The sequence below is a fragment of the Mucilaginibacter pineti genome, from assembly GCF_900101875.1.
GTDB lineage: Bacteria > Bacteroidota > Bacteroidia > Sphingobacteriales > Sphingobacteriaceae > Mucilaginibacter > Mucilaginibacter pineti.
In genome coordinates this window covers 89,184-107,770 of record NZ_FNAI01000013.1, presented here as the reverse complement: position 1 = coordinate 107,770, position 18,587 = coordinate 89,184, and the positions used below count along the sequence as shown (strand labels likewise).

Below are 18,587 nucleotides of genomic sequence, written 5' to 3'. Positions count from 1 at the left end.
TTATTTTTTTTGCGGTATAAGCTTTGGCTGTACGAAGATTTCAAAAAAATGGTCGCGGAAACCATTACCGATAGGCACTTCGCTTTCGCCGATGTAAATGATATTGTTATCGAATGTTTTTACAAAAGCAGCGTTAACGATATACGATTTGCTCACGCGCAGAAAACGTTCCTGCGGCAGCTTCTGGTGGATCTGTTTCAGGTTCATCGCGGTAATGATCTTCTGGTCATTGAGGTGCAGGATCACATAGTCCTTCAATCCTTCGATATATTGCAGTTCGTCCAGCGCGATGCGGATAAATTGCCGGTCTGACCGAACCAGCAAGTGATCAGGCACAAACTCAATGGCTGTATCGCCGGATTCCCGGAACAGCCGTTCATAGGCCAGCGCTTTCAATACCGCTTTATCAAATCGTTCCGCGTGGATGGGCTTGACCAGGTAATCTATGGCATCCACCTCGTAACTGTCCAGCGCGTATTCCGCGAAAGCGGTAATGAAAATAACCAGGGTTTGCCTGCCCAGCGAACGGGCGAAGTCCAGCCCGTTAATACCCGGCATGCGGATATCCAGAAAGATAAGCCCCACCGGATTGAGTTGCAGGTAGGCGGCAGCGGCGGTTGCATTATTGAAACACCCGGCCAATTGCAGTTCCGGATATTTCTTGAGGTGCAGCTGTACGCCTTTACGGGCCAGTGGTTCATCATCTACGATCAGGCACTTCATAACGTTAAAGTTAAAGTAACATGATAAAGGGCAGGTTCATCACGGATCAACAAGGTATGCCTGCCGGGATAAAGCAACTCCAGGCGGCGCTGCAAATTAGGCAATCCGAGTCCACCCGGTTCAGCCGTAGGATGTAATGGTTTAGGATTGGTACAATTGAAGATCAGCTCACCTGCGTTAATTTCAAAACTGAGATCAACATAAGCCCCTGCTTCAGAGTTGATATTGTGCTTGATGGCATTTTCCACGAAAGGAATGAACAGGAGCGGCGGTACCATTAACGGTTTTTCCGTACCCTGTTCATCGATCCTGAATTCAAAAAAATCGCGCCTGATCTTTTCGAGCGAAAGGAAGTGATCCAGGAACCGGATATCAGCGCTGAGCAATACCTGCTCCCGGCTGCTGTCATACAACTGGTAGCGCAGCAGGTCGGAAAGTTTGATGAGCATCTGGCTCGCTTTTTCCGGCTCTGTATGGATCAGTATCTCGCTGCCATTGAGCATATTGAAAAGAAAGTGCGGGCTGACATTGCTTTTGAGCAAGTCCAGCTCGGTATGGACACGGATATTTTCCAGTTGAGTGAGCCGGTAACTATCCTTGACCCAGCGCTGGAAAAGCTTAATGCCGGCGGTAGCCGCGCAAAGGATGCAAAGCAATACGACATAAGCCAGAAAATCGCCGGTGTTATCGAAAGATTTAGGAGGATGACTGGATATCCGCAGAGATGGCAGCCAGGCCCTGATCTGAACGAAGATCAGGAATGAAAAAATGATGCCGCCGATAACCCAAAAGAAATAAGCTTTGTAGCGCCCACTAAATAAAAATCGTGGGATGAGTACATACATATTCATTGCGGTAAATCCCAAGATCACGAGCAGACCGCACAGTTTTAAATAAATAAATATATCATCCGCATATTGGTGCTGTTCGTTTCCCCCTTTCAGCAGAATCAGCAAAACAAATACGAAGACAATTTTGCGGTAAATGCTGTAAGGTTCATCTACGAGAATCCGCAAAACGGGTTCCTGACTGATGGTCGATTGATGAATTGCCTTAACGGTCTGCATAATACCAAGGTAAACATTTTGACTTTTCAGCTGGTGGAATTTAGACGAAACCTGTAATTGATTAGACCAAATTTATTTGATCTAATCAATTACAGGTTTCGATCTACTTTTTTTACGTTCCACGCTTAAAGTACAGATTGATCTGTGTAAATCCTTAAGCTTGCACAATCAAGGGTAGCACCTAAATTTTCGATTACAGGTTTGGCAAATGGTTATACTCTGACACTGGATAAGAAGATTAACAATATTAACGGTTGATTTTTTGCTACGCGGCTAATGAACTCAGGAATGGATCAAATCCGAACTTCGGACTACCGCAAGGAAATCACCCAAAATATACTTTGACAAATCAAGCTTTATAACTTACTGGGGAACGGAACGCATGCTGTAATAAGGTTAGTAATTGGAGTAGGTTAATTCTTTTTGATAAATTGGGTAAAATTTCCGTATTTGTTATGGCCTTAAACCGCACGCAAATTCATGTCCCGTAAAAGCCAAATACATATAGCAGCTGTTATTAAAGTCGTGTTGCTCTGTGTGTCCGTTATTGGAATCTGGTATGTCTATAAAAATTGGGTTATTCGAAAAAAGGATAAACTGCGGATGCTTGAACTTAGGGAGCGTTTTACACAAGCTAATGATAAGATAACCAGACTTTTTAATTTCGAAAAATATTTTTCATTTCGTGAAGAGCAGCATTTCTTTAACGAGTTTAAGGATCTCCGCAAAAAGATTCCGTCCGACATCAATAGGCTGGATTTGGCAGAAGACTTTTCAGTAATAATCCAGAATTTCGTAAACACTTATGACGATGCCACTTTAGTCCGCGAACAATACAATAATCAATTCATAAAAAAGGAAGCTGCAGCATTTGCTTACCTGTTTAACCAACTGGAAGATTACCCGCTATCTGAAGATCAAATTGAAGCGATCGTTCGAGACGAAGACAATAATTTGGTTATCGCCGGTGCCGGAACAGGTAAAACGACCACGATTTCAGGAAAGGTAGCCTATCTGCTTGAAAAAGGCCTGGCAAAACCGGAAGAGTTACTGATCATTTCATTTACCAAAAACGCGGTCAATGAAATGTATGAACGCTGTCTTAAGTTTTGCAAGCATATTCCAGACGCTAATAACCTCGATGTCCGTACGTTTAACAGTTTCGGCTATCTTGTAAGGCGGCATTGTTCGGAAACAGAATTGCACCTGGCATTTGATGGCGACGATCAGGCAGCTAAGGCCTTTCTGCAGGAAACATTTGACAAAATGTTTCTGACCGATGCTGATTTTCAGAAAAAAGCCGTGAATTTTATTGCGTTTTTTAACCGCCCCGAAAGAGACGAATTCGAGTTTGAAACGAGAAACGCTTTTCTTAAACATGAGCAGAGCTTTAAAAACATCACGCTTGACGGCAATAAGGTGAACAGTAAAGAAGAAATGGAAATTGGTAATTTCTTTTGCCTGCATGGGTTAAACTATGAATATCAAAAACATTATCCACTGCAACCTGAAGACCGTCAGGCAGATTACAGTTCTTATCATCCTGATTTTTACCTGACAGATCACGAAATATGGCATGAACATTTTGGCATTAACCGGGACGGGAGCGTACCGTCATGGTTCAAGACTAAACCGCCCTATCCGACGGGTAAGGACTATTACCAGGCAGGAATTAAATGGAAAGAGCAAATCCATGCAAAATATGGCCAAACTCATTAAAACCTACTCGTTTGAAAATAGAGAGGGCAAATTGATTACCAATTTGAAGAAAACGCTGACGGATCACGGGATCGTTTTTGAACAGCTTTCAGCTGACGGTATCCTTAACCTTGTGAAAAAATCGGCGCATTATGAAGACTTCGTTAATCTAATCCATACCTTCCTCGGTTTAATGAAGTCAAACGGAATTAAACCTGAAAATATAACTTCATCTCTTAGAGATAAACGGCTGAATGTTTTTCTTGCTGTATTTAACCCAATATACAAGCGTTACGAGCGCCGCCTGTCAGATACGTCAGAGATTGATTATAACGACATGATCAATCGTGCCACGGAACATTTTAATAGCGGAGACTTTAAAAAGCCATATAAATATATTTTGGTTGATGAGTTTCAGGATATGTCACTTGGGCGTTATGCGCTGCTTAAGGGACTTAGAGCGCAAAATCCAGACGTGAAGCTTTATGCAGTGGGTGACGACTGGCAATCAATCTTTCGTTTTACCGGCAGTGATATTTCAATTATTACTGAATTCGAACAGCATTTTGGTTTTACAAGTCAGACCGCTATTTTGAAGACTTTCCGGTTCAACGATCAGATATTGAAAGTTTCCAGTGGCTTCGTTCAGAAAAATCCAGTACAAATCCGCAAGGTCCTATCTGCAAACCGTATTGCAACAACTGACAGTTTCGCATTCGTACCCTTAGGCGCCACAGGTGACGTTAATTCATGGCAAAATGCCAAAGAACAGGTGATACGGTCCATATTGGATGATATTGTAAGATCGCAGCCCGACGCGAGTGTTTTTTTGATCGGGCGCTATCACCACAACGTACCTTTTAGTTTCCGGTCAATAAAAGAAAGTTACTCTTCATTAAAAATTGAATATTTCACAGCCCATCGTGTCAAAGGTATGACCTGCGATTACGCCATTCTCTTAGATGTTGATTCCGGTGTACTCGGGTTCCCATCAGAAATCGCTGATGACCCATTATTAAATTATCTGCTTAACGAAGGAGATAAATTTGAAAATGCGGAGGAGCGGCGGGTATTTTATGTCGCCATTACGCGCGCCAGACACAAGAATTATCTGTTATATAACCCACTCAACCCAAGTAAATTTCTGACGGAATTAATGGAGATGAATGACATCTACCAGCCGGTCAGCGAAAAATGTCCCGAATGCGGGGGTATTTTGGTAAAAAGAAGTGGACCATACAGTGAATTTTACGGGTGTTCAAACTATCCTCAATGCAATGGCAAAATGCAAATTGCAGTAAGTAAACCTGTTCCGGCATGAGTTTAGCGGTATTCGCAAATCACATCACAGCCTGACACATTCAGGTAATTTAATTTTATAATTAGGAAGCTGGTATTTCGCTTACAGCTATCACTTTTATCAACCAAGAATGAAGTATTTTGAAACCAGGCAAAACAATACCGGACAAACCGATGAACAACTGGAGCCGATCTTTAAATCTCTGGCGGATACGTTTTCCTATAAATGGCTAAAAACTCCAGGTGCTCACCCGCTTCAACAACTCTGGCTGCGCAGAGATATTTTGGCTACTAATGAATTATACCTATTTGGAGATGCGATTTTACGCCTTAAATCTATTGATCCAAAATGGCTTGCGGATCAGGTAAAGCTGGTAAAAACGGATCATGTCAATAACCGCAATGGTGCCATGTTCGAGATTAATGCCGTCGCAATACTTGCTACAGCAGACCAGGATGTCAATCCAACCAGAGGAAATAACCCTGGATATGATGCCATCCTGAAGCTGACCGATAAAAAGTCCATGCGTGTGTCGCTGAAAAACTACGGTGATTCTTCACACTTCAAAACATTCAGTTTTCAGGCAAAGCAAATAGAAGAGCACTTAATTACCGTACTGAAAAACGCTGGCGTTATGGCGGTGCAGGTAACCATCGAAAATATAGGAGGTTATCCGGAAACCTCCGACTGGCAGGAACTAAAGGAAAATTTAGAAGGAATAATTGCGGCTTACCGGAACAAAAACGTCAGGCTTTTTGGAATGGAAAAATGGGCAATCGTACTTTCAACGCTACTGGATGAACTACAGCCTTTTCATCAGGCATTTAATTCCTACACTTTAATTATCGCATCTTCCTACCACAAAAACGGACATAAAAACTTATTGGATAAACTGGATGAGGCTGCTGCTAATCTGATGAAGCATTCAAAAGGCGAAAATGATGAAATATGTAATCTTGTTTTCGTTCATTTACCGGAAGCTGCTTCGATTGTCGCCTGCAAGGAATGGGCCGAATCTTACCTGGCTGATCATTCGGAAAAACTATTAACCGGAGTCATTTTATACCAACCGGTCGTGGCGACTGATCCTGAAAACGATACCTCGTTTATCCATCATGGATTTCAGTTGGTCTTTAATACCGCTAAATATGAGACCTGGAATGCAACTGGCATTCAGCTGCATTTTACCATACCGGTTGGCATTCTCAATTCAGCGCCATCAACAAATTCTGTCATGGTCGAAAAAAACGGTGAAAAAGAACTGATTTCCTACCCAGATAAATACTTCTTCCAAAGAGGCAATCTATACCTTGATAGTGTTAAAGATGCCCAAGGCAGCATGCACGGTAACATGCAGCGGCTGGCCTCCGGGGTTTTTAGTCATTCGGTTTTTCAACCTTTCCCGGAGCAGCAGGCTATAGTGTTTTCAGGTAGATTCGCACCATTTGATAAATTATTGGTTATCTGATTGTATTGTTGCTTTTAAGTTAAAAGGAACCTTCTTTAATCGTACAGCAGTTTTAATTAGCTTAATGAATGATGATGAACATTCAAGGTCAGGGTAAAATTTGGATTTTTGGCTGATGTGTTATTTCGGGAGGTACGAAAGCTGGCGATTCGTTTGCCTTTTCTTTGGCCTGATTAACCTGCTTCAATGTTTCTGTGTTAATCCTCTGCAAATACATCCAATAGGCCGGCTCGGACTCTGTTTCCAGGCGATCGAAACAAACGAAACGAATGTCTGTACCCAATTTGATTTTTTCACAAGCGACGATCGGGTCAATACCGCGGTGTTCCAGATTGTAAAGCAATATATTAAACCCGATAAGCAGATCATAAGGATATAGACTTTGCCTTGGCCCGACGATGTAGGCTATTTTTTGACAGCAATAAAAAAGTGAATAAGCAACTTGATTCAATCCTCCCCGGCAGCAAGACAGTAAAATAATGCATTCCTCGTTCATACACATCGCACTACAAAGGTGAGTCCCGAAATCAATCCACGAAAAATCAATTGTGCGTGTCTCGTTGCAGAACCCGTTTTCGTTACCATATGTAGCCAGATAGATATAGTCAAAGGTTTCCCCTTCACTTAGGATCTGGGTAAGTTCAGCATTTGTTTTTGGACATTTATCATGCACCTCGATGTCATACAATTCTGCCTGAGCTTTAATATTAATACACTCTTCATTCTCTCCTGTAGAGCCGCATGCTCTCAATATTAACATTTTTTTTACTTCGTCGCTGTTCATAAAACTAAGCTAAGCATTAATTATCAGCTACTATCACCGGCATTCTTCGTAGAGTCGGTGCTCTTTCCCGTGTGGGTAAACGACATTTATGATTTTGGGCCGTAAAAAAGATGTCTTTCTATTTTTAATAAATCTTTATCTCTGGAATAATCGCTTATCACCGATATATTTAAAAGGTATAATTGAATATATTTAGACCTGAAAATCTGTTCACAATGCCTGAAGATTCAAACGATAACGACTTTAAAATTATAGCCATCAAGGCGGGCCCGAGTTGCCTGCCTGAATTTTACAAGGTATTGGAAAAGACCAAAGCTTATTTTTTTTACCCGGGCTATGACCTTGACGATAACGATAATTATAAAAAATTTCCTAGTGCGCCGGAAAAGCTTTTCAGCATACCCGGCGGTCCAACTTTAAATATCTCAGCTATCGCCGGACAAAACGGCTCGGGAAAAAGCACCATTATTGAGCTTTTATTTATGGCCATGAATAACCTGGCAAAAGCACTAGATATTAAAGGTGATCTCCAATTAGTAGAGGGACTGGAGGTAAGCGTTTTTTTTAAGAGAAACGGGCACTATCGATTTCATATCAAAAACAGTGTTCCTGAACTGCATGCATATGATGACAAAGGTGTGTTAACTACCAGAAATCTCTACCACAAAAAACTGGAAATGATCCAGGATTTCTTTTATACTGTCGCCGTCAATTATTCCCACTATGCTTATAATTCACTTGACATTAAACCCAAAGCGCAAAAAGACTGGCTGAAACCCCTGTTCCATAAAAACGACTCATACCAAACACCCATCGTTATTAATCCCTACCGGAATAAGGGTGTGATCAATATCAACACCGAAAATGAACTGGTTAGTCAGCGTTTAATGACCAACTTAGTTCGGCAAACGGTAGATAAAGAACTAAATTTTCGCCAGTTGACAGACAATCTCAAGGCCACTGACTTTGTCTTGAGATTGAATGAATCTAAGGATACCGTTCCGCTTTATGAAGAAAGGGAAAAACAAGCTGATGGCAGTTTCAGCGTCACCAATTGGTTGATCGGCATGATCGACCCTGATTTTGAAAAGGTTCTGGTTGGGATTGATGCGGTTACACATTTTGGGTATGTAAAAGATTCGTTTGCAAAAATGTCTGGAGGCGAGCGTTACGAAGCGCTCCATTACTTGGTTAGGAAGTTAATTACGATGTCGGTAAAATATTCGGATTATCACGGTTATTTCAAGCAAAGTGTTCGTGATTTTGACTGGGGTAATCTGCAAAAATATGTCGAAGAAATCATGGCAGATCCAAGTCACATCGCTTTTAAATTCAAACAAACCATCAACTACCTGAAGTACCCCGAAATTAATAAGCTTTATACTGACAAAAGAGAACTGCCCATTGAGGACATATCCCAAGCGATCATACAGCTTCTCGGCACACCTGGAATTACTAATCTCAAACCTGTTGAGTTGTTACCGCCGCCCATTTTTATAGTGGACATTTTATTATTGGCCAATGATGATAAAGGAAAAAAGATCACATTCGATACGCTCAGTTCAGGTGAAAAACAACTGGTTTATTCTGTTAGTTCGATTTTGTATCATTTGATCAACCTGGAATCAGTTGCCAGCAAAAAGGATAAACCCAAAAGGAAGTACAATTTTATCAATATTATTTTTGAAGAAATTGAACTCTATTTTCACCCGGAAATACAACGCCGGTACATTAAATATTTAAGGGACAGTATCAGCCGGCTGAGTTTAAAGAAAATCCACGGCATCAATCTAATTTTCGTAACGCATTCTCCGTTTATTCTTTCTGATATCCCTAATGATCACATTATGTTTTTGAAAGTCGCAGAGCGTAAAGCGGTCCAATTTACTCAGGAGAAAAAGACCTTCGGCGCCAATATTCATAATTTGCTGAACGATGCCTTTTTCATGACAAACGGATTCTGCGGAGCCTTTGCTATTGAGAAAATAACCTTAATCATTGATCATCTAAATTTAAAGCGGGACCTGAAGAAGTTAGAACTACAAATAGCTGATCGAAAAAAAAAGCCGTCGAAAATGGCCATGCCGCACAAAATATTGTCAACCGGGGTGCTAGATGCGGATAATTTGAAAATTGAAGAAGAAGAAGAGAAAAAGCAAAGTGATCTAAAGCTAGAAATTGCCGGTATTGACTCGTCAGGTTTTCCGGCTATCATAGATATGATCGGAGAGCCGATTGTCGCCAGAAAACTCAGAGAGATGATCGCGGAGGTAGATGGTCGTAGTCAGGAAGATCAAATCCGGGACGAAATCGCACGTTTACAGAAACTACTGCCAACAGATACCAAGCTTAAATAAAACACATGCTCCCAATAGATATTAATGATCCGGCCATTATTGAGGCTCATAAAGTGCATGTCGAACAGGTCTTTGCACGATTGAACGCCAAAGTATTCGGTGGCAAAGGCGGCAATAAGATGTCAGACCCGACCAAAGAGATCACGGATCTCTTCAAACATAATAAAGGTCAATTGGTCAAAGATTTAATTGGTGCGAAGCCAGATCAGCTGATGGACCATGTCGCAGCTTTTTGGCGCTGGCTGGATAAGGATTTTACGCATGAAAAATATGCTGACTACCTGCAATTAAAAAAAGCACTTGCGGCAAGTGAAAAAGATGCGCAGGCCAGTGATGGAGAGCAGAAAAAAAAGAAAAAGGAACCTGTTGTTCTCAGTGAACCGGATAAAAATCTGGTGAAGGCTTATAATGACTGGAATAAAATCATTGCTCAATTATTTGATTACGAACGCTGGTTTCAGAACGGTAATAACAGTCCTCGTTATGATAGCTACACTTTGGCTGTTAATCTGGGAAGGCCTACCTGCACCTACTGCAACCGGATTTACACAGGCACGATGAAAACGGCAGCTGGAAAAAAAGTAATGCGGCCTACCTTCGATCACTGGTTTCCTCAGTTCAAATATCCGCTGCTGGCCTTGTCGTTTTACAATCTGATTCCTTCATGTTCCGTTTGTAACAGTTCGGTGAAAGGTTTTGCCGAGCTCAAACTAAAAGAACATGAACACCCTTATATGGGTAAAGACTTGATTGGCAAATACCGCTTTAGTTATGATTATCAAGGCGGGATCAACCGATATAAAATAAAAATGCTAACTCAACCAGGTGAAGAGTTACTGAAAGCTACCTTAGCCGTTCAAAAATTAGATTTGATTTATGATGTTCATCAAACAGAACTATCTGATCTCATCTTGCTAGCCGAATCTAATAGCCCATATTACATCAACAGTATTGTAGAACTGTTTCCCAATTCAGGCCTGAGCTATAACGAAGCTTATCGGTTGGCTTTTTCAACGGAAGCTTACAGCAAAGATTTTTATAAACGTCCTCTCAGCAAATTTAAATATGATATCCTGAAAGAGCTGCTCAGGGTAAGCCACGATGCTGAAAATTCTCCTAAAATTAAGTAATCATAAAAAGCTTTGGGATATCGCTAACTTCTCTGCAAACATCTATCAGTAGCTAAGAATACTTACTTACCGGGTCTAACTAGGGCTGATCAGTTTGGTCCAAATGATTTGATAACTGATACCGAATAGCTTTGTTCGGGTGATCAATTGACGATATAACCCTGTCGAAATTTCATTTCAAGTAGACAAAGTCCTCAAATGTCTTCATTCTATTGATCTTGCCGGCAATGTACTGCCGGCTTACCCTTGTCATGACACATTTTTAACGATTAACGGAACGGGCAAAAGCGGCGTCTAAGTTCGGGGCCGCGTCTTCTTACGAACGCATAATGGCTGCGCCACCCTTCGGGACTTATAGTTCTCCCTCCGCCGCTCCAGCCCCGGCCCTTCGACTTTCTTTTTAACCATTTCATTAATCATTAAAAATTAGTATCATGAAAAAAGTAGTTGATAAACACACCGTGGCACACCTCTGGGCCAACAAAATCCAGGACGATGCCAGAACTCCAACTGGGAACTTTTATTTTCGAAACGCTGAGATTTGGTCTTACGGCACACATTTTCTGATTGCCAAACACGTCGAAAACAATCGTAACCACCATGCCGTCTTAATTACCAAGCGCAATTACAGCGTAACGACCAGTGCACAAATCAGTATCGTCAGATCAGCCTCCAGGCATATCAAGCAAATTTTTGTTCCAGATCCCGACCAAAACAGCGAAACTCAATTTGACAAATGGTTTACCGAAATAAAGCAGGTTGCTGAACATCTGGCCAATGCTAGAAAGCCTGAAAAATACATGCTGCAAATTGGGCAGCTATTCGGTGAGGCGCAAGAATATGCAAATTTCTTTGACCTGGAATTGCCTGAATATTTGGTTGGAGCCAGTCAAATTGAAAATTTCGAACAATATCGTGAGGTCATCAGTAGCGAAAATAAGCTGAGAGCCGAGCGTGAAGCTAAAGCGCTCAAGGCCAAATTAATTCAACAGCAAAAGGATTTAAAATTGTGGAGAGCCTTTAAGGTTCGTACCATCACAACCCGTGATGGCTTTGATTACCTGCGTTTCAACGTGGATGAACATTCGGTAGAAACATCACAAAGAGTTTTCATCCCTGCAAATATTGCCCAAAGATTTTATACCTATATTCTCGATACACTTGCTAAAGGAGGTTGTGTAAACTGCGATATGCGTTTGATGGACCGCTATAGCGTTAGTGAAATCAACAACGATTTCATTCAAGTAGGTTGTCACAAGATTCATATTAAAGAAATCAAATCATTTACAAAAAAGCTGGGGTGGTAACACCTTAGCTTTTCTTCAGATTATAATATTTGAACTGTTTTAAGCTACAAAACGGTCTGTTAAAATTTTGTAACTTTGGTCTTTAATCGCGAGTTTCCGTTTATTAAGCTAAGCAATAAGATGTCAGAAATAGCCGAACTCACTAAAAAACTTATCCAATTCCGTGACGAACGAGACTGGCAGCAATTTCACAATTCCAAAGACCTGGCACTGGCGGTGTCGATTGAGGCTGGTGAATTACTTGAGCTTTTTCTTTGGAAAGGTAACGAGGATGTATCCAAAGAGAAATTGAAGGATGAACTGGCCGATGTACTATCCTATTGTCTGCTTTTGGCTGAAAAACACCAGCTATCTATTACTGATATCATACAGGATAAAATCAATAAAAACGCAGATAAATATCCCGCCCACAAAGCCAAGGGCAATGCTAAAAAGTATACCGAACTATGATCGTTTATAAAAAGTCCAAAGGTGAGTTTCTCACGGATATTGAAGACTTTATAATCGAAGACATTGTTCGAGAGAACGTGCATACTAAGTTACACCGTAAGGTTGGTGACAGTGAATACCGTTCCTGGCAAAATTCGCTCCTGTACATGGCCAACATCCTGCGCTCCGATAAAATTCCGAGTGATGCAGGCATTGCAATTGAATATAATATTCCGCGTACGGGGAACCGCATTGATTTTATTGTTTCCGGGCAGGATCTGGCAGGTACCGAACATGCGGTGCTGGTTGAACTAAAACAATGGGATAATATTCAAATCACGACTAAAGATGCGATGGTACGTACCCGGTTCAAACAAGGTGTGAGTGACGAACTGCATCCCAGCTACCAGGCCTGGTCTTATTCCGCGCTTCTCTACGGGTTTAATGAAACAGTCTACACGGAAAATATCCAGCTAAAGCCCTGCGCTTATCTGCATAACTGCAAGGATATATCGGTTATTACCCATCCGTTCTACAGCGAATACATTGCTAAGGCACCGGTGTTCTGCAAAGATGATAAGATTGAATTAAGGGAGTTTATCGCGTCATTTATCAAGCATGGTGATAAGCGAGATTTGATCTTAAGAATTGAAAATGGACGTATTCGTCCATCAAAGGCTCTGGCCGATAACATCAATTCGATGTTAAAAGGCAATTCAGAGTTCGTGATGATCGATGCGCAGAAAATGGTGCAGGAAGAAGCCCTGGCCATAGCCACCGGTTCCCGCGCCTCCGCTAAGAATGTACTCATTGTTCATGGGGGGCCTGGTACAGGAAAGTCAGTGGTGGCAATTAATCTGCTCGCCAAGTTATCAAAGAAAGGTTTATTTGCCTCTTATGTTACCCGTAACTCAGCGCCCAGAGTAGTCTATGAAAGTAAGCTGACCGGTTCTATGAAGAAGAGTGAAATCTCTAATTTCTTTAAAGGATCAGGGGCTTTTACCGATACAAAAACCAATGCCTATGATGTCCTGATCGTGGATGAAGCCCACCGGTTGAATGAGAAATCCGGCATGTTTAAAAATATGGGAGAAAACCAGATCAAGGAAATTATCAACTCCTCTAAATGTGCGGTGTTCTTTTTAGACGAAGACCAAAAGGTTACCATGCATGATATTGGCACCGACGACGAAATCCGCAAATGGGCAAATTTTTATAACGCAGAAGTGACCACCATGGAGTTGACGTCCCAGTTTCGCTGCGGAGGTTCAGACGGATACCTGGCTTGGCTGGACAACACACTCCAGATCAGAGATACCGCCAACACCGTTCTGGATAACAGAGACTATGATTTTAGAATTTTTGATGACCCCAATAATCTCCGTGACGTTATTTATGAAAAGAATAAGGAACGGAATAAAGCCCGTTTATTGGCCGGCATTTGTTGGAAATGGCTCAGTAAAAAAGACCCCTCAATTATGGATATAACGATACCGGAGCATGATTTTGCCATGCGATGGAATCTGGGAACTGACGGCATGCTTTGGATTATGAATCCGGAGTCTGTTAGCGAGGTTGGCTGTATACATACTAGCCAGGGCCTGGAAGTGGATTATGTTGGTGTAATTATTGGCCCGGATTTGATCGTACGCGATGGGGTAGTTATTACCGACGCATTCAAAAGGGCCAGTGATGATACCGCAACATATGGTAAGAAGCAAATGTTCAAAGAAAATCCTGTAAAAACAAAGAAACTATTAGACCAAATCATTAAAAACACCTACCGTACGCTAATGTCCCGTGGTATGAAAGGGTGTTATATTTATTGCGTCGACAAGGAGACTCAACAATACTTTAAACAATTGTTAACGAGCATAAGTTTAGCAGGAATAAAGCCCAGCGATTTAACAGCTTCGGCTATATTAGAATAATCAATAAACACCGATCATTAGATACTGCGTGGCTCAGGCGATGATGTCATTAAAATTAATTATTAGATTGAAGAGCATATGAAATTCTGGTGGGTCAATCACAAGCAAACTGTTAAAAAGGAGCTCGGCGGCGGCTATATTTGGTCGCCTAAGGCCAATAAGCTTGGAAACTATAACCAGGGCTATTTCAATATGACCCTCACCAGGCCAGGTGATATCATCTTATCTTACGCTCATACACTAATTAAAGCGGTTGGAATCATTGAGGCGGGCTGTGTTGCTTCTGATGTTCCAAATGAGTTTGGAAAGACCGGCGAACAATGGAACCCAGAGGGCTATCTGGTTAAAGTGTTTTGGCTTGAGCTTGACCAACCCTTACCTCCTAAATCGGTCATCGAACAGTTTCAGCATCTGTTGCCAGTTAAACACTCCCCTTTACAGCAGAACGGCAATGGTAATCAAAGCATTTATTTAGCGGAAATTTCCCCGGTCTTAGGCGAGATGCTACTGGGTATAATTGCCAGGACAAACGGCGATGTAGTGGACAGCTTGGACGATGTGCAAAGCCGGCTGGTGACCAATGCTGAGGAAAAAGCGATTGCAGCGGCACCTATCCGCGAAACGGAAAAAATGCAACTTATCAAGGCCCGCATTGGTCAGGGGATCTACCGGCAACGCTTACTCAAAATCGAAAAAGGATGCCGCTTAACAGGGGTAACTGACTTCAAGTTTTTAATCGCCAGTCATATTAAACCCTGGCGCCTTTCAGATAACCCGGAAAAATTGGACGGGAATAATGGTTTACTGCTGAGTCCGCATGTAGATTGTTTATTTGATAAAGGCTGGTTGTCTTTTAAAGACAATGGCGATGTGCTATGGGCCATGCCTCCGATCACCGATCCAACCGTTGGTTTTTGGCGGCTCAGTCCAAATAACGTCGGGAACTTTAATCCTCAGCAGCGACACTATCTCGACTTTCATCGCGAGTTCATTTATAAAGACAAATAGTACACGATCAAGCCGGCAACGCTTTATTTACAAAGCTTACAAGCTTTCATTCTGGATCCTTGTAAAGTTCTTGGTAAATCAAAAAGTCCGCTATATTTTCCAGTGTTTGTTTAATAGCTTCAAACCTTGTAACAAAGTTTTCAAGATCAACCTCCACATTACCTACTATGTCGACATAGAAATGGTTTTCATACTTATTATTAAACGGATAACGGGAAAAATCCATCTTGTCTTTTTGAGGTGTAGCTTCGATCTTGTTGAATAGCTCACCTATATAAGCGCGCAAATCAGCTGTCGCATTCTTGAATTCTTTATGGCTGATCTGTCCTTTATACACTTTTATTTTAGCACTGACGGTTTCATAGATCTGTTTGATATTATGGCTGCCTTCAATTTTCATATCGGATTTCATCAATTTATGAAGTGTCCACATAATCCCTTTTAAGTACAGCTCGATTCCATGATTCGCATTGGTCAATATTGGGAAAATTAAAATGTCAGCGCTCTTATCACCGTTATTAATCAAACACATGCGAGCTACGCGTATAGCAGAGAGCATAAACCCGTCGGCCATATTTAGCAGGTTGCGGATTTCTTCGTCGTAAGAAATTCGCCAGTTCAAGAATGCTATCTTATCGATATCATCGTTTCGGGAAAAAATCGGATTCATAGGTTGGTCGTTTGTTTATGTAGTCATGGCAAATTTCATTAATTTAATTGTTTTCAACTGCCTTTAGATGTGCTGCACTTTCTTATATTTAAAAAAGATTATTTCCACAAATAATTTAACAACTTAAACTTTAACCACATGGACTTCGTCACTATTGATTTTGAAACGGCAGCTGCCGACCGCAGTTCGCCCTGCGAAATTGGATTAACTTTCGTAGAGAATAATCAAATCATCAGAACAATATCCTGGCTTATCAAGCCGCACTGTTACCCAAACTTTGATTACTTTAATATTTTAATTCACGGTATTACGCCCGATATGGTCGACCATGCCGCAGAGTTTAATGAAATATGGAAGGAAATTCATCCCTTGATAGAGGGTAAACTTCTGTTTGCTCACAACGCGAGCTTTGATTTTAGTGTGCTTCGTAAAACACTGGATGTATACGATCTGCCGTATCCTAATATCACCTATGCCTGTAGTTATATCATGGCCAAAAATATCTGGACAGGTCTTTCTTCTTACAATCTCAAATCCTTGTGCAACCAACACCACATTCAATTCGATCACCATCGCGCAGCAGCTGATTCAAAGGCTACCGCCGAACTTATTTTAATCGGATTAATGGAACTTGATATCGTCGATCACGATGGCCTGAGGGTAAAATCGAGGTTGGATCTAGGTAACCTGTCGGCAGCCAGCTACAGACCATGCCGGACCTTACGGACCTATGCAAAGCCTGATTTCTCTGCCGTTGCCGATAACACATCTCATCACGATGCAGACTCTCCTTTCTACCAGCGCCATGTAGTTTTTACTGGTAAATTATCATCGATGGAAAGGTCGTTTGCGCAAAAGATCGTGTTAACTATTGGCGGCAGAATAACAGATGGAGTAACCAGGGATACCAATTACTTAATCGTCGGGCATCAGGACTACCGCTATGTCGGTGAAGATGGCATGAGTTCCAAACAAAAGAAAGCTATCGCCATGGTAAATACAGGCGCTGACCTGGAAATCCTTTCAGAAGACGACTTTCTAAAAAGTGTAGACGGAAAGTGGGATAAAATAACGTTCGAAACCCAGCTAACTTGATGACTAATTATGGCTCCCTGATGCTTGCAGGGAGCCAGTTTAATTTATTTGGCGTGCAGGCCTTTCATCTTTTCACTCAGTTCTTTCAGCCCGGCTTTATTCAGGCATTCTTCGCCGAAGGCTTTGATTTCATCTATGGTTTCTTTGGGTATTACTTCCAGAAGTCCCTGCGACTGCTCAGCATCTTTTGCGGTTAGGCCCCGCTCAATGACGCTGTTTAATAACAGCACTGTTTTCCGGTTTACTTTAACATCAATTTTCACCGCCTCGTTCATGCCCGGAATACTGAGTACAGTATCATAGACTTTTGCTACTTCACTTGTTGTCATACTGATGATTTTATGGTTTTAAACTCCGGTAAAATTAATTCGCAGAACTTAGACGATCCTCATCAAAATATGGTGAGGATTGGCAAATGAATTTTCACCTTATAGCTTTGCTCTTAATATGATAAACACCCGGAAGGAGGCCATATGGATTTAAGAAACGGAAAACTCTCCTTGCAGCAGGCTAAGGAACTCGACATGGTGCAATATCTTGCAGGTCTGGGATACCATCCGGAAAAGATCCGAAAAGACATGGATTACTGGTATCTGTCACCGCTGAGAATTGAAGGTGAACCCAGCTTCAAAGTCAATCGGGTAAAGAACCGCTGGTTTGATTTTGGGCTGGGCAAAGGAGGGAACCTCATTGATTTTGGACTGCGGTATTTCAATTGCACGGTCAGGGAACTGATGGATAAATTAAATGCTGAACCGCGTCTCGTGCAGACTATAGAAAGGCCGGTCTTTGACCCCGGTTTTATTAAAGATCGTGAGCAAAAAATAACAGTGCTGGGTGAAAAGCCTTTGTTTTCCTACCCGCTTATTAATTACCTGCATGAGCGGCATATACCGCGAATGATCGCTGATCAGTTCTGCTGCGAGGTTACGTATGAAATGGATGGCCGGAATTACTATGGCATAGGTTTCAAAAATGATGCCGGAGGTTATGAAATCCGTAACAGTTACGTTAAACAAAGCAGCTCACCAAAAGACATTACGACCATTGGCAACAGCACCGGTGAAGTGCAGGTATTTGAAGGTTTTATGGACTTCCTCTCCTGGCAAACGATGCAGTTGCAACAGCCTGTATTAAATACTGATTTTGTTATTTTGAACGGTGCTGCTTTTTTTGAAAAAGCCAGGCCAATTATGGAGCGGCATGATACCATCAGGCTCTGGCTGGATCGTGATGCCACAGGAAAAGAGTATACGAAATTTGCATTGTCGCTTGGTAAAAATTACTGCGACGAAAGTCAATTATATAGTAAACATAAAGATTTGAATGACTGGCTGACCAGCAGCAGCACCGTACAAAAAAGCCAGCTCAGGCAGAAAATTGATCATTAAGGCCAAGGCGGCTGCGATCTTTTTCTCTTCATCAGTAATAGGCTTAGTGTTGTCAGGTTTGCCTGAACGCCTTTTTTGATCAGCGTTCAGATCATACAGAACACTGACTGAAAGCGTACCGGCGAGATTGCCTCATCCGCAATCGGCAAGATGTACGGTTGTTTAACAACAACCGGAATCTTGCCGCCCCTCTCCGGAGTCGGGGTCGGGAGGAGAAAGCTGCTTTTGC

Annotated in this window: 16 protein-coding genes; 11 read left to right on the top strand and 5 right to left on the bottom strand. The window is 41.8% G+C overall.

Annotated elements, in window-relative coordinates; translation table 11 throughout:
* Both BLS59_RS23515 and BLS59_RS23510 read right to left on the bottom strand, forming a co-directional pair.
* On the bottom strand, positions 1-723 hold the full coding sequence (locus BLS59_RS23515) for a LytR/AlgR family response regulator transcription factor (protein ID WP_091153201.1): 723 nt from the start codon (positions 721-723) through the stop codon (positions 1-3).
* Complete coding sequence (locus BLS59_RS23510) at positions 720-1,790, bottom strand: sensor histidine kinase (RefSeq protein ID WP_091153200.1); 1,071 nt, start codon at positions 1,788-1,790, stop codon at positions 720-722. The genes BLS59_RS23515 and BLS59_RS23510 overlap by 4 nt, the downstream gene beginning before the upstream one ends.
* A gap of 603 nt (positions 1,791-2,393) precedes the next feature.
* On the opposite strand from BLS59_RS23510, the gene BLS59_RS23505 reads away from it, so the two are divergent.
* From BLS59_RS23505 to BLS59_RS23495, 3 genes are all read left to right on the top strand, one after another.
* On the top strand, positions 2,394-3,509 hold the full coding sequence (locus BLS59_RS23505) for a UvrD-helicase domain-containing protein (RefSeq protein ID WP_162842761.1): 1,116 nt from the start codon (positions 2,394-2,396) through the stop codon (positions 3,507-3,509).
* A complete protein-coding gene (locus BLS59_RS23500; protein WP_162842760.1) occupies positions 3,493-4,809 on the top strand; it encodes a UvrD-helicase domain-containing protein in 1,317 nt (438 codons plus the stop codon). The genes BLS59_RS23505 and BLS59_RS23500 overlap by 17 nt, the downstream gene beginning before the upstream one ends.
* A gap of 109 nt (positions 4,810-4,918) precedes the next feature.
* Complete coding sequence (locus BLS59_RS23495; RefSeq protein ID WP_091153194.1) at positions 4,919-6,256, top strand: hypothetical protein; 1,338 nt, start codon at positions 4,919-4,921, stop codon at positions 6,254-6,256.
* 88 nt (positions 6,257-6,344) lie between these two features.
* Here BLS59_RS23495 and BLS59_RS23490 read toward each other — a convergent pair whose 3' ends face one another.
* Positions 6,345-7,040: a hypothetical protein gene (locus tag BLS59_RS23490; protein ID WP_091153192.1), complete on the bottom strand. Its 696-nt coding sequence runs from the start codon at positions 7,038-7,040 to the stop codon at positions 6,345-6,347.
* Positions 7,041-7,255: 215 nt separating this feature from the next.
* Here BLS59_RS23490 and BLS59_RS23485 point away from each other — a divergent pair, with 215 nt between their 5' ends.
* From BLS59_RS23485 to BLS59_RS23460, 6 genes are all read left to right on the top strand, one after another.
* Complete coding sequence (locus BLS59_RS23485; RefSeq protein WP_091153189.1) at positions 7,256-9,397, top strand: AAA family ATPase; 2,142 nt, start codon at positions 7,256-7,258, stop codon at positions 9,395-9,397.
* Between the two features lie 5 nt (positions 9,398-9,402).
* Positions 9,403-10,527, top strand: a complete 1,125-nt coding sequence (locus BLS59_RS23480) for a hypothetical protein (protein WP_143014224.1) — start codon at positions 9,403-9,405, stop codon at positions 10,525-10,527.
* A 434-nt stretch (positions 10,528-10,961) separates the two neighbouring features.
* The gene (locus BLS59_RS23475) at positions 10,962-11,834 is read left to right on the top strand and encodes a hypothetical protein (protein WP_091153185.1); all 873 of its coding nucleotides are present in this window, start codon (positions 10,962-10,964) and stop codon (positions 11,832-11,834) included.
* Between the two features lie 120 nt (positions 11,835-11,954).
* A complete protein-coding gene (locus BLS59_RS23470; RefSeq protein ID WP_091153183.1) occupies positions 11,955-12,284 on the top strand; it encodes a nucleotide pyrophosphohydrolase in 330 nt (109 codons plus the stop codon).
* Entirely contained in the window at positions 12,281-14,194 is a 1,914-nt protein-coding gene (locus BLS59_RS23465) for a DUF2075 domain-containing protein (protein WP_091153181.1), read from the top strand. Before BLS59_RS23470 ends, BLS59_RS23465 begins: the two co-directional genes overlap by 4 nt.
* Positions 14,195-14,272: 78 nt before the next feature.
* Positions 14,273-15,202 carry an HNH endonuclease gene (locus BLS59_RS23460; protein ID WP_091153179.1) on the top strand — a complete coding sequence of 310 codons (930 nt, stop codon included), beginning with the start codon at positions 14,273-14,275 and terminating at the stop codon, positions 15,200-15,202.
* A gap of 46 nt (positions 15,203-15,248) precedes the next feature.
* Here BLS59_RS23460 and BLS59_RS23455 read toward each other — a convergent pair whose 3' ends face one another.
* Positions 15,249-15,872: a hypothetical protein gene (locus tag BLS59_RS23455; protein ID WP_091153177.1), complete on the bottom strand. Its 624-nt coding sequence runs from the start codon at positions 15,870-15,872 to the stop codon at positions 15,249-15,251.
* A gap of 138 nt (positions 15,873-16,010) precedes the next feature.
* Here BLS59_RS23455 and BLS59_RS23450 point away from each other — a divergent pair, with 138 nt between their 5' ends.
* Entirely contained in the window at positions 16,011-16,967 is a 957-nt protein-coding gene (locus BLS59_RS23450) for an exonuclease domain-containing protein (RefSeq protein ID WP_091153175.1), read from the top strand.
* 44 nt (positions 16,968-17,011) lie between these two features.
* Here the strand turns inward: BLS59_RS23450 and BLS59_RS23445 are convergent, their stop codons facing one another.
* On the bottom strand, positions 17,012-17,296 hold the full coding sequence (locus BLS59_RS23445) for a hypothetical protein (RefSeq protein ID WP_091153173.1): 285 nt from the start codon (positions 17,294-17,296) through the stop codon (positions 17,012-17,014).
* A 144-nt stretch (positions 17,297-17,440) separates the two neighbouring features.
* Between BLS59_RS23445 and BLS59_RS23440 the strand changes: the two genes are divergently transcribed.
* Positions 17,441-18,358, top strand: coding sequence for a toprim domain-containing protein (locus tag BLS59_RS23440; protein WP_091153171.1), 918 nt, complete (start codon positions 17,441-17,443; stop codon positions 18,356-18,358).
* Positions 18,359-18,587 lie beyond the last annotated feature (229 nt).